A 12,406-nucleotide genomic window follows, 5' to 3' on the forward strand; every position below is an offset into this window, starting at 1 on the left:
GGGATAGCCACGCGGTATGAAAAGCTTGAACGAAATTATCATTCAATGCTCGCTTTAGCATTTACTATGATGTGGCTACCAATGTGGGCTGATTGATATATGTACTACAAAGATCAACAGCCCCTAGAACAATTTAATCCAAATATACTAACTAACTTACTGACTACAAATAACTTTACTTAGATAACCCATTGCAAAAATATAGATAAAATACAATAAACAACTAGTTATGAATTTAAAAAGTAATACTATTTGGTCGCTTTACTCTTTAATTAATACTAAAAGGGGGGTATCCTGCTGGAAACACGTATGAACTTACAAACGTATTTCAATATAGAATTTTACTAAACTTTAGAATAAAAAATTAATGTGTTTGATGCCCGTGGTATCTGCGACTTACTTATAAAAAGGGACTATAAAGTGAGATTTGAACAATTAGAGCAATTTGTAGCACTTGGTGTATTACGTCATTTTAGACAAGCTGCTGAACAAACCCAAATTAGTACTTCAGCGCTAACGCGCAGCATTCAAACACTTGAAGATGAAATGGGATATGAATTAGTTAAACGCTCAACACGCTCAGTTAAATTAACGCCAGAAGGCGAACTTTTTCTAGAATATGCTAAAACAACCCTATCGGAACTTGAGCTAACGAAAAAGCGGATTTTTCAATCAGTAAACGGTAATGCCAATGAAAAGCTCGTTATTGGGTATACCAATAAGGCAAGCAGCATAGTACCTATTTCTTGTGGACAGTTTTTAGCTCAATACCCTCATATAAAAATTGAGATGCAGCTACAAGATCAGCAAGAGCTAACGCGCAAACTCCAACAGGGTGAAATAGATATAAGCGTATACTCTCAAGCTATTAACAGCATTGGTAGTGACATTCACTTACCAGATCAGCTTGTATTATTTGTTTCAAAAAACCACCCTCTTGCCCATAAAAACGATATAAGTAAACAAAACCTTGATAGCTACCCGATGTTTGGCTGTTTCTCTGAGTCTAAACAAGTACAAACTATGCTTAATGAAGCGATTGATTCTTTAAATAAATCATCAAGTATTAAAGTGGGCAGTATTGAGCAAGTAATGGCAGGTGTAGTTAAATCAGACCATTTTGCTATTGCAAGCATTGAACATGCTAATGCAATCGCAGAGAATTCTGAATTAGTACAACTTAAAACAAATAAAGGTTTAAACCACGAACAACTCGTTGTACAAACAAGCCAACAGACGTCGATTACTGAACATGTAGAGCATTTACTATCGCTTATAAAAAAAGCGGGTGCTGCATTTAGCTAATCTGATGTTTCAAAAAGTGCGGCACAATAAACAGTAGCTTTTAACAGCTTTTCGGCTACACTGTCGCACCTTTTTTAAACAGCTGATGTGAATGAACACACTTTTTGGTCCTGATGTCTATTTAGATGATATAGAACGCCAAGGATATACCGTAATTCATAACGCGCTTATTGCCGATTTAGTTAACGATTTAGTTGCAGACTGCCACCGTATAAACCCTCACTTTAGCCTTGCTGGTATTGGTCGATTAAATGACTTACAAATAGATAAAGCCGTACGTACTGATAAAACCTATTGGTTTGACGGCAGCTCTCAAGCACAGCTTACCTATCAAGCAATAATGCAAAGTATAAAGACCACGTTAAATCGCAGTTTTTTTATGGGGTTATTTGATTACGAATGCCATTATGCAAAATATACACAGGATGATTTTTACAAAAAGCACTTAGATGCATTTAAAGGTCGCTCTAATCGAGTATTTACAACGGTACTTTATTTAAATACGCCTAAGCAAGGTGGCGAACTTGTTATTTATAAACCTAAAAGTAAAGAGATAGAAATAACAATTAAACCAACTGCTGGCACATTAGTAATGTTTGAAAGCGAACGCTTTGCCCACGAAGTACTTCCCGCCGTTGACGATCGCTATTCTATTGCAGGCTGGTTTAGAAAAAACGCCTCTATTAGCGGCATTATTGATCCGCCCCGATAACTCCTAATAGAGCATTTTAACAGCCTTTATTGAGGTTTTTAAAATGCTATTGGGTATGAAAGTAATAACCCTATAAAGATAGCCAAACCCACGTAATGATTATTTAAAAACGCTTTAAAACAGGCATCTCTTTCACGTTTATGAATAAGCGTTTGTTGGTATGCCAATAGGCCCGCAGCAATACTTAAACCAACGCCAAACGCGACACTTAAATGATTGCTTATACCAATAAAAGCAACCAACGCTATAAATACAGCATTAAGTAAAAAGATAATATGGCGGTCGTATTTACCAAATAAAATAGCGGTTGATTTTACCCCTATTTTTAAATCGTCGTCCCTATCAACCATCGCATACATGGTGTCGTAAGCCACTGTCCAGCAAATATTGGCTATAAATAATAACCATGCCTGCTGTGGTAGTGCATTAATTGAAGCCATATACGCCATAGGAATAGCCCAACCAAATGCAGCCCCTAAAACAACTTGAGGTAACTGTGTATAGCGCTTCATAAAGGGGTAACAAAAGGCTAAAGCCAAAGCTCCAAAAGAAAGCAAAATAGTATTAACGCTAAGCATTAATACTAAAATGAACGCAATAACTATGAGTAGTAAAAATAGACTAAGTGCTTCACCACTACTCACCTGCCCTGAAGCTAGCGGCCGTTGAGCTGTGCGTTTTACCGAGCCGTCTATTTTTCTATCTGCAAAATCATTAATTACACACCCTGCGCTACGCATAACAACAACGCCCAGCGTGAATATAATAAGGTTGAGTAAGCTCGGCATCCCACTATTAGCAAGCCATAAAGCCCAGTATGTTGGCCAAAGTAATAACAAGGTACCAATGGGCTTATCTATACGCATTAACTGTATATAATAAGGAATATGTTTTGGCTTTAAAGCGGCTAATTTCATGAGTATAAATATGCTCCAGGTAAAAACACTTCACACACTAAAAACTTATATTCTTTGAGTGAGAATACACTTCGACGCCCTAGTAAGTTTTTCTCGGGTAAGTTCAATTTTGTAACTAATTGCTGAATAGGGTGCGTGTCATCAAAATAAGCAATTTCTATATCCGTTCTTTTTAATGCTGGGTCCTGAAAAATCACATCACCTAAAGGACGCTCGCCCATATTGTGCAAAGGATTAATAGAATCATTTTTCGGAAGCCAGCTTTGTGCGTACACCACAGGTTTGTTATCGCACAGTAAGAGAACTTCTCGATTCATAGCTGTTTTAGCTGTGCTGTTTAGTAGTAAGTTTTGCTCTGGGCTTAAAGTAAATAACTGCTCACTTAATACCTTTACATTAAAAGTTTTTGAGTTGCTTTTTAATTTAGCCGTTAATGAATTCTGTTCAAAAAGCCACTCTTGCTCTAGAGGAGATAAGTCACTTATATAAGAAGTGGACTGCCAATTAGCAGATATAGACAGAGGATAAGTAATCATAATAGCTCAACAAAATAAAAAACAACGAGATGATACCATTGCCAAAGCTTTTGAAAAAGTGATGTTTTATAACCATAAATAATTGCTTGGCGCTGTTTATTACCTACTATTAAGTATAAACTATTTGTAACAAGTTTTAAGAAACGCTTTAAATATGAAAAAAATAGTATACGCAGGTCTTTTTACGTTCTTTGTAAGCGTTATTAGCTTTACAGCTCGTGCTGAATCCACAGTTGGTTATTTTGGTTTTGAGCCAGATATAATCACCAACTACATTGGCGCATCAAGTAAAAAAATGGGCTATGTGCGTGTAACTATTGATTTAATGCTTACTGATACTTCTGATATTGCACTGGTTGAACACCACACGCCATTACTTCGTGATGCCCTAGTAGAGATTTTATCTAAAGAACCAGAAGAAAAAATAAAATCACTTACTGGCCGTGAAGAAATACGTGCAAAGTGCGCCGAAAAACTAAAAAGCCTGCTAAAAGAAGAAACAGGACAAGAGATCATCCGTGAAGTCTTGTTCACTAAATATTTATATCATTAGTATTTAACGTTTTGCGTTAAATATTTTGGCGGTATAGGCAAAAGCCATACCGCTAAGTAACCCACCTAAGTGCGCCCAATTAGCCATACCTACAAACAATACATCAGCAAACCCAAGCACTAACCAAATCAACATAAAGCCAACAATAGCCGTACTTACAAGCGCAGGCTTGTTAGGATTTAAAAAGCTATGAATCCAGCAAAAACCAAGTAGCCCATACACCACACCACTCAAGCCGCCAAAATTGGGGCCAACCATTAAGTATTGTGCCCAATTACTTATAAGTGCAGTTACTAAAAACAAACCTATTAGGGTGAGTTTTCCGCATTGTTTTTCGATATTGTCACCAAGCGACATCCACCAAATTAAATTAAACACTATATGCATCGCGCTAAAATGTACGAGGGCGGGCGTTAACCAACTTAAAGGCTGCGTAGGTTTAAACTGCATCATGGTGTAAATGGTCTCAAAACCACCTAGTAAAAAAGCAAAATAAACTATAACGCTTACAATACTTACGGTTTGATTTAACCAGCTAAGCGCTTTAAATCGCGTCATTAGATTAAGTGATTGCCCTTGGTATTTAAGCGGCGATTGTGTGCTACCTACATCCCATGAAGCTTGTTGATAGCGTTCATGGTTAGGGTTTTGTGTAAATTCGGCCCATAAAGGTTGTATTTGATGAAAATGCTCAGGCGCAACACTAATAATGACATTGCTACCATCTGAGGAGCTTAATTGTCCTTGTAAACCTTGGCTTTTTAAATAATCTATAAAGCCCTGTGCGGCGCGCGGGTTATTTAAACTGCCAAGCTCTATCATCGCTCTACTTTCTCGCTGTAAGCAGCTTCCCAAGCTGTAAAGCCGCCATCCATACTGTAAACGTCTTCAAAACCTTGCTCAACTAAGTAGCTAGCTGCGCCTTGTGAGCTCATACCGTGGTAGCAGACAATAATAATTGGCTGATCGAATTCTTTTTCCATCATAAATTGTGCGATATTACCGTTAGAAAGTGCTTCTGAGCCTGGAATGCGACCGGCTTGATACGAATTAGGATCGCGAATATCTGCAATTACCACGTCTTCTTTATCTAAAAGCTCTAACGTTTGCGCTATAGAAATATGTTTAAATGCCATTGAAATCTCTTTAATTAATAGTATAAAAAAGGCGGCTAAAGCCGCCCTTCTTGTAATTTAGTGAGGAACTAATCCCAGTTTAAAATTACTTTACCTGACTGACCTGAAATCATCATATCAAAGCCAGCTTGGAAGTCATCCACAGAATATTGATGTGTAATGATTGGGTTTAAATCTAGGCCAGATTGAATCAAACTTGCCATTTTGTACCACGTTTCGAACATTTCGCGACCGTAAATACCTTTAATCACTAAACCTTTAAAAATAACTTGGTTCCAGTCAACTGCCATATCAGATGGTGGAATACCCAGCATGGCAATTTTACCGCCGTGGTTCATATTATTAAGCATTGAATTAAACGCGCTTGGCACACCTGACATTTCAAGGCCAATATCAAAACCCTCTGTCATACCTAGCTCTTTCATTACATCTTCAAGCTTTTCATTGGCAACGTTTACAGCGCGTGAAGCCCCCATTTTACGTGCTAAATCTAGGCGGTATTCGTTTACGTCGGTAATTACAACGTGGCGAGCACCAACATGTTTTGCAACAGCTGCTGCCATAATACCAATTGGGCCTGCACCAGTGATAAGTACATCTTCGCCAACTAAGTCAAACGATAGTGCGGTATGAACTGCGTTACCAAATGGGTCGAAAATAGAAGCGAGTTCGTCAGAAATATTATCTGGAATTTTAAATGCGTTAAATGCAGGAATAACTAAATATTCGGCAAACGCACCTTCACGGTTTACACCTACACCCGTTGTATTACGGCATAAATGTACACGCCCTGCACGACAATTTCGACAATGCCCACACGTAATATGCCCTTCGCCAGATACGCGGTCGCCAACCTGAAAGCCACGAACTTCTTGGCCCATATCAACGACTTCACCAACATATTCATGGCCAACAACCATAGGCGTTGGAATTGTTTTACTTGCCCATTCGTCCCACTTGTAAATATGTACGTCGGTACCACAAATAGCTGTTTTGCGAATTTTAATCAGTAAGTCGTTATGACCTACTTCTGGCTTTGGTGCATCTGTCATCCAAATGCCCGGTTCTGCTTTTAATTTAGATAATGCTTTCATAATCCACACTCAACTAAAAAACCGAAGCGAGGCTTCGGTTTAAAATAAAATTAAATAACGCCCATTTCTTTACCAATACGGGTAAATGCATCGATAGCTGTATCGAGCTGCTCAATACTATGTGCCGCTGAAATTTGTGTACGAATACGCGCTTGCCCTTTTGGTACTACAGGGAATGAAAAACCGGTTACGTAAATGCCTTCAGCAAGTAATTTATCAGCCATTAACGAGGCTACTTTGGCATCTCCTAGCATTACAGGGATAATTGCATGATCTTTACCTGCACATGTAAAACCAGCAGCTTCCATTTGCTCACGGAAATATTTAGCATTTGACCAAAGTTTAGCGCGAAGCTCGCCGCCATTTTCAAGCATTTCAAGTACTTTAATTGATGCAGTAACAATTGAAGGCGCTAATGAGTTTGAGAACAAGTATGGGCGTGAACGCTGACGTAACCATTCAACAATTTCTTTTTTACCTGATGTATAACCACCTGAAGCACCGCCCAGCGCTTTACCTAATGTACCGGTGATAATATCTACACGGTCTAATACATTACAGTACTCAGGTGTACCCTTACCGTTTTCGCCAACAAAGCCAACTGCGTGAGAGTCATCTACCATTACAAGCGCATCATATTTATCGGCTAAGTCGCACACAGCTTCTAAATTACAAATAACGCCGTCCATAGAAAACACGCCATCGGTAGCAATTAGTTTAGTTTTAGCACCGGCTTCATCTGCTGCAATAAGTTGCTTCTCAAGCTCAGCCATGTCGTTATTTGCATAACGAAAACGCTTAGCTTTACATAAACGTACACCGTCGATAATTGATGCATGATTTAATGAATCAGAAATAATAGCGTCTTCTGCGCCTAAAATAGTTTCAAACAAACCTGTGTTTGCGTCAAAACATGAAGAATATAAAATAGTATCCTCTGTTTCTAAAAACGCACTGATTTTTTGCTCTAGTGTTTTATGGATATCTTGAGTGCCACAAATAAAACGTACTGAAGCCACACCAAAACCATGATTATTTAAACCATTTTGCGCCGCTTCAATTAACTCTGGGCTATTAGCTAAACCTAAATAGTTATTAGCACAAAAGTTGATTACTTTACCTGATGCAACTTCGATTTGAGCTTGCTGCTGGGACTTAATAATACGTTCGTTTTTATACAAACCTTCGGTTTTTACGTCTTCAATTTGCTGTTGTAGCTGGCTAAAAAAAGCAGATGCTCTCATCTAGGTTCTCCATATATTTGAACGGGTAAACAACCGCACTTTCGCGGCTGTTTATTATGCGGGGTATTGTAAAAGTTTAATGGGTAAAATGCACGGTTTGCAGTTCGTCGCAAACGCCCTCAGTTGGAAGGAATTCCTGCCAGTTTACAGGCTGTTTATTTATGTGTTTAAAAGTGCAGGTAAACTACTTATAGAATCGATAATTAAATCAGCTTCTTGCTTAGCGCTTTCGTCAAAGCTTTGCCCTGAACGCACTAAAACGCGTGTAGTGATGCCCGCTTTTTTCGCAGCCTTCATATCACTGAGTTTATCGCCCACCATAATACTGCAAGCAGGGTCGATATTATGCTCTTGTATGCCTTGTAATAACATACCTGGCGCAGGCTTTCTGCAACTGCACTCTTTCAAATATTCAGGGCGCGCTTTTTTAGGGTGATGCGGGCAAAAATACACATCGGTAACTGCAATGCTGTGAGCACTAAACTGGTCTTTCATCCACTCGGTCAGTGCTAAAAAATCAGCTTCGGTGTAATAACCTCGACCAATTCCAGATTGATTAGTGACGATTATGATTTTATAGCCTGCATCATAAAATGTTTTACAAGTGCTAAAAACACCGTCAATAAATTCAAATTTATCGCTTTGATACACATAACCATGATCAACATTTACCACGCCATCTCGGTCTAAAAAAAGCGCTTTATTTTTTTGTTGTGCATTCATTACAAAGACTCTTTTTGTACAACATGGTCAAACATCGCTTTTACATCATCAACTGTAATTTGGCTCATTAAATCATCGCCTTTTACGCGTGTCCCCCACGGTACTTGCTCAGCCGTTTTACCTGTTTGCTTAAACAAGTTTTGATGATAAACCTCTACCACGTAGTCTTGATATAAATAAGGACCTGTGCGTGCTGGATTTGAATGTGCATATAAACCAATAACCGGCGTACCAACTGTTACTGCCATATGCGCAGGACCCGTGTCGGGGGCAAGCACTAAGCTGCCACGCTTTAACACGCACAACAACTCTTTGAGTTTTGTTTTACCTACTAAATTTAAAATAGGCGTGTTGCTGTGCTCAATAATGCTATTTGCTAGGTTAATTTCAAGCTCTGTTGGACCACCCGTCAATACCACCTTAAAGCCTTGCTCGCTTGCATAATCAGCCAATGTGGCATAACGATCAGCGAGCCAATTACGCTGCGCTTTACTAGCTGCGGGCGATATTACTAATAGTTTATTAGTTAGGTATTCTGGTGTTAGTAACTCATCTGCAACCGCTTGGTCTTGCTCGGTATATGGCATGTTCCAACTCGGTTTATAATCAGAAACACCAATGGCTTTTGCAAAACCTTTAAAGCCTTCAAGAACGTGCGCCTGAGCTTGTGGATCTATTCGTTTATTAATAAATAAGCTATGTAATTCTTTTGAACGAGCCCTATCGAACCCTATTTTTACTTTTGCAGGAATACAACGCGCTACAAACCCAGCCCTTAATGCAACTTGCATATTAAGAAGCACATCAAACTTTTGGTTGTTGAAGCGTTGCTTTAAGCTTTTAAGCGCTGCTTTGCCTTGCTTTTTATCAAATACCACCAGCTCAACACCCTGTAAGTCAGCAAGTAACATGGCTTCTATTTTGCCAATTACCCAGGTGATTTTCGCATTCGGGTGTGCTTTTTGAATGGCTTGTACAGCACTCACACCATGACATACGTCACCAATGGCAGAGAGTCTTAATATACAAATAGATGAATAATTAGGAGCTTGAGTCACACATTCCCTTAGGTATTTAATACAAAAGCCGATCTTAAATTATAATCACGCTATTGCAAGCACTTATCCTGCGCTTTAAAACGCGCTAATATAGGCCTATTATTTAGCAATTACACAGAGCTATGTTTAAACAACACGTGCAAGGCAATCACACTGTATTAAGCCACCCTAAATACACAAGCCAAATTACCCTCGATTGGTTTGATACAAATTATTGGCAACAACAAAATAAAATTGTGGGTGCTAAAAAAGGCAGAGCAACAGCATGGTTTTTTAAACAAGACAAATTAACAGCCGTACTTAGGCATTATTGGCGCGGTGGTTTAGTGGGTAAATTGCTAAGCGATCAATATTTATACCCAGGGCTTGAAAAAACCCGTGTGTATAAAGAGTTTAGCTTAATGACTAAGCTTATAGAGCTTGGTTTAAACGTACCCACCCCTATTGCAGCTAAAGTAACCCGCAGCGGGTTAATTTATCGTGGTGATATTATTACCGAGGCCGTTACAGGTGCTAAAAGTGTACTCGACATATTAATTGAACGTTCATTGACTGAAGATGAGTTGGAGCGCATTGCTAAAACAATCGCGCTATTTCATTCAAAAGGCGTTTACCACGCTGATTTAAACATTAATAACATTTTATTTAATGATATTGGTGATGCGTATATTATCGACTTTGACAGAGGTGAAATAAGAACGCCTAACCCACAGTGGCAACAAAGTAATATAACACGCCTTGAGCGCTCATTTTTAAAAGAACAAGGTCGAAATGATGTATTTAATTGGCAAGTGAATGACTGGCAAACTCTGCACAGCAACTACCTCAAAACACTCGCTAATATAAGTTAACTTAGTTAGCCAATGCTAAATACTGCAGAGCAACCTGCTCTGCCTGTACTTGTTTTAGAATATCTGCGTTTTCTACATTTGGCTTATCTACTAGCACCTGCTTAACGGCATTGGCTAATGCCTCACTTTGTTGAACGGGTACTAAATATTTACTCAGCTCGCCTGTTAATATCTCGCTTGGTCCAAATGTACAATTAGTGCTAACTACCGGAGTACCCACCGCTAAAGCCTCAATTAATACCGTTGGCAGTCCTTCAAAATCAGAACTCAAAACTAAAGCTTTGGCATGCTTAATCCAGTTGTACGGGTTTTGTTGAAATCCAGGCACTACTAACTGTTTTTCTATGCCATATTGCTGTGCAAGCTTTAGCGCTTTAGCCGGTTTATTACATAAAAGGACTAACTTGTATTTTTTATCAAGCTTTGCAAATGCTGCAAATAATATATCGTGGCGTTTTTGTTTGGCGAGTCTTCCTACATGAATTAAGTAAGGCTCATTTGGGATATTGTTATTTTGCTCATTTGCTTGCTGTCTTATTTTTTCAAAATCGAACGGGTTATAAATAGTCGCGATTGCACTTGGGTTAATTAAATCCCCTTGTGTTATTTCTTTTTCAACACCCTTTGATACGCAAATAAGTGATTTACCATTTAAGTTTTGCTTACTTTTTTTAAGGTATAAGTATGAAAATGGACCTAACTTTTTTTGACGTGCAAGTTCTGCATTGACGGAGTTATGAATAACAAAGTGAACATTTTTGATATTACTACGTGCAAGTAAATTATTACTTCTATCAAGGTTAGAAAGCACTAGATCAATATTGCCAATCTCGCTTTGTTTTTTTTCAAACCACGCTTCTAATCGCAAAATACTATTTTTTCGCTGCCAGAATCTATCTACCTTAGACGCTCTATCAGAAAAAAGACTATCAACATTAACTATATCAGGAATGTCATACTCAGCGTTGCTAGCAAGAGATAAAATAGTGATATTGTGATGTAGTTTCGCCATTTTTTCAGCCAAAGTAAGCATTACTTTTTCAGCTCCTCCCCCCACTAATGAATCTATTACAATAACAACATTCATCAACTTTCCCCTGCAAGCATACTTTTTATACTATTAATTATTACATCGTAACTATTTGAATTATCAAGCTGGTTATATTTATCAATAAACTCACTATAAAAAGGCTCGGTAATAACTTGAGCTATTTTTGTAGTGATTTCATCTATATCAAGATTTGTTTTAATTACAACACCCGTATTAACACAGTGATCCAAACGTGTATTTTGATCTTTAGAAATTGCACATGCAACAATAGGTGTTTTAACGGCAATTGCTTGTAGTAGGGTATCGCCGCCACTCAGTAATGCAACTTTAGCTTGATTCATTAATGCTAAAAAATCAGTGTGTTGCAAGCTTGTTAAACAAATTAGTTCATCACTTTTGGGAATGATTTTATTATAATTTGGACCAAAAACAACAACACCTTTTAGGCCTGTGAGTTTAGTTATTTTAAGTGCAGCTTCAAAATATATATCAGAACAGTTTAGGTTGTTTACACTATGGCCGCCTGAACCCGCATTAACAATAAAGTAGTCATTCGCTACTAAATTATAGCGATTTAAAACATCATGTTTTTGCTCGCTAGAGGCAAATGCAACAAAAGGCCCTACATTGCGAGGGGGAGCCAAAGAAAACATGTCTAACTTGGTAGTTTCTGTCCATGTAAGTGGCTCAATACAGTAATCAGGTTGAACCACCCAATGTGCATCAATTAAATTTACCCTGTTAAGCTTTAAGCCTTTAGCACGTTTTTTAGCATGCTGAGATATAAATACTACCTTGGCCCCAACTTTTTTAGCTGCTTTCATGTGGCCCGCGCGCCCTGCACAATCGAAAACAACGACATCAGGTTTAAATTGCGCTATAAAAGCGCAAACAGAATCTAGCTCTTTAGTTGCTGAGTGTTCGAGCAGTGTAGCTTTAAAAGGACAAGTTTTAGCATAAGGAGTATGCTTATTTAATATAAAATGAATATCGAGAGAATCAGCAACTTCTGCCTGTAAACTTTGAGCCAACAATAACGAGCGCATATACTCACCAATGCCTTCTGGCGATGATACTGGAATAAATAAAAGTCGTTTGTTGCTCATTGCATTCTCAATTTCCTATTTGAGCAGTAGTATATCAATCAGATACTTCATGCGATAGACAGGTTACATTTTTATGCATTAAATTAACGCCAAAAAATTGATTATTTACTGCATTCCACC

14 protein-coding genes and 1 pseudogene are annotated in these 12,406 nt (G+C 38.3%); 5 read left to right on the forward strand and 10 right to left on the reverse strand.

From position 1 onward, the window contains the following. The 3 genes and pseudogenes from H4J63_RS14620 to H4J63_RS14630 all read left to right on the forward strand — a co-directional run. Positions 1–96, forward strand: a pseudogene (locus tag H4J63_RS14620) (IS5/IS1182 family transposase); the annotation flags it as partial. 324 nt (positions 97–420) lie between these two features. After that, a complete protein-coding gene (locus tag H4J63_RS14625) occupies positions 421–1,305 on the forward strand; it encodes a LysR family transcriptional regulator (RefSeq protein ID WP_182197279.1) in 885 nt (294 codons plus the stop codon). Positions 1,306–1,396: 91 nt separating this feature from the next. After that, entirely contained in the window at positions 1,397–2,017 is a 621-nt protein-coding gene (locus H4J63_RS14630) for a 2OG-Fe(II) oxygenase (protein WP_182197281.1), read from the forward strand. Between the two features lie 38 nt (positions 2,018–2,055). On the opposite strand, the gene ubiA is transcribed toward H4J63_RS14630, so the two are convergent. Together ubiA and H4J63_RS14640 are read right to left on the reverse strand one after the other, a co-directional pair. Continuing rightward, positions 2,056–2,934 carry a 4-hydroxybenzoate octaprenyltransferase gene (gene ubiA, locus H4J63_RS14635; RefSeq protein WP_182197283.1) on the reverse strand — a complete coding sequence of 293 codons (879 nt, stop codon included), beginning with the start codon at positions 2,932–2,934 and terminating at the stop codon, positions 2,056–2,058. Continuing rightward, positions 2,931–3,470, reverse strand: coding sequence for a chorismate lyase (locus H4J63_RS14640; protein ID WP_165744228.1), 540 nt, complete (start codon positions 3,468–3,470; stop codon positions 2,931–2,933). Before H4J63_RS14640 ends, ubiA begins: the two co-directional genes overlap by 4 nt. A 154-nt stretch (positions 3,471–3,624) precedes the next feature. Here H4J63_RS14640 and H4J63_RS14645 point away from each other — a divergent pair, with 154 nt between their 5' ends. Further along, positions 3,625–4,023, forward strand: a complete 399-nt coding sequence (locus H4J63_RS14645; RefSeq protein WP_165744229.1) for a flagellar basal body-associated protein FliL — start codon at positions 3,625–3,627, stop codon at positions 4,021–4,023. Positions 4,024–4,026: 3 nt separating this feature from the next. On the opposite strand, the gene glpG is transcribed toward H4J63_RS14645, so the two are convergent. The 6 genes from glpG to H4J63_RS14675 form a co-directional block, all read right to left on the reverse strand. Beyond that, complete coding sequence (gene glpG, locus H4J63_RS14650) at positions 4,027–4,845, reverse strand: rhomboid family intramembrane serine protease GlpG (RefSeq protein ID WP_182197285.1); 819 nt, start codon at positions 4,843–4,845, stop codon at positions 4,027–4,029. Then, positions 4,842–5,159 (reverse strand): thiosulfate sulfurtransferase GlpE, encoded by a 318-nt coding sequence (glpE, locus tag H4J63_RS14655; RefSeq protein ID WP_010554397.1) that lies wholly within the window; start codon positions 5,157–5,159, stop codon positions 4,842–4,844. Before glpE ends, glpG begins: the two co-directional genes overlap by 4 nt. Before the next feature lie 68 nt (positions 5,160–5,227). Continuing rightward, positions 5,228–6,253, reverse strand: coding sequence for an L-threonine 3-dehydrogenase (gene tdh / locus H4J63_RS14660; protein WP_024595694.1), 1,026 nt, complete (start codon positions 6,251–6,253; stop codon positions 5,228–5,230). A gap of 50 nt (positions 6,254–6,303) precedes the next feature. Continuing rightward, the gene (locus H4J63_RS14665; RefSeq protein WP_182197286.1) at positions 6,304–7,497 is read right to left on the reverse strand and encodes a glycine C-acetyltransferase; all 1,194 of its coding nucleotides are present in this window, start codon (positions 7,495–7,497) and stop codon (positions 6,304–6,306) included. A 159-nt stretch (positions 7,498–7,656) separates the two neighbouring features. Next, positions 7,657–8,220, reverse strand: a complete 564-nt coding sequence (gene gmhB, locus H4J63_RS14670; protein WP_182197288.1) for a D-glycero-beta-D-manno-heptose 1,7-bisphosphate 7-phosphatase — start codon at positions 8,218–8,220, stop codon at positions 7,657–7,659. After that, a complete protein-coding gene (locus H4J63_RS14675; RefSeq protein ID WP_024604045.1) occupies positions 8,220–9,278 on the reverse strand; it encodes a glycosyltransferase family 9 protein in 1,059 nt (352 codons plus the stop codon). Before H4J63_RS14675 ends, gmhB begins: the two co-directional genes overlap by 1 nt. Positions 9,279–9,400: 122 nt before the next feature. On the opposite strand from H4J63_RS14675, the gene H4J63_RS14680 reads away from it, so the two are divergent. Then, positions 9,401–10,129, forward strand: coding sequence for a 3-deoxy-D-manno-octulosonic acid kinase (locus tag H4J63_RS14680; RefSeq protein WP_182197289.1), 729 nt, complete (start codon positions 9,401–9,403; stop codon positions 10,127–10,129). A gap of 1 nt (position 10,130) precedes the next feature. On the opposite strand, the gene H4J63_RS14685 is transcribed toward H4J63_RS14680, so the two are convergent. Together H4J63_RS14685 and H4J63_RS14690 are read right to left on the reverse strand one after the other, a co-directional pair. After that, entirely contained in the window at positions 10,131–11,216 is a 1,086-nt protein-coding gene (locus H4J63_RS14685; protein WP_182197291.1) for a glycosyltransferase, read from the reverse strand. Then, the gene (locus H4J63_RS14690) at positions 11,216–12,286 is read right to left on the reverse strand and encodes a glycosyltransferase family 1 protein (protein WP_182197292.1); all 1,071 of its coding nucleotides are present in this window, start codon (positions 12,284–12,286) and stop codon (positions 11,216–11,218) included. The genes H4J63_RS14685 and H4J63_RS14690 overlap by 1 nt, the downstream gene beginning before the upstream one ends. Positions 12,287–12,406: the final 120 nt, after the last annotated feature.

It is taken from the genome of Pseudoalteromonas sp. 5Ae-yellow, from assembly GCF_014077565.1.
Classification (GTDB): Bacteria; Pseudomonadota; Gammaproteobacteria; order Enterobacterales; family Alteromonadaceae; genus Pseudoalteromonas.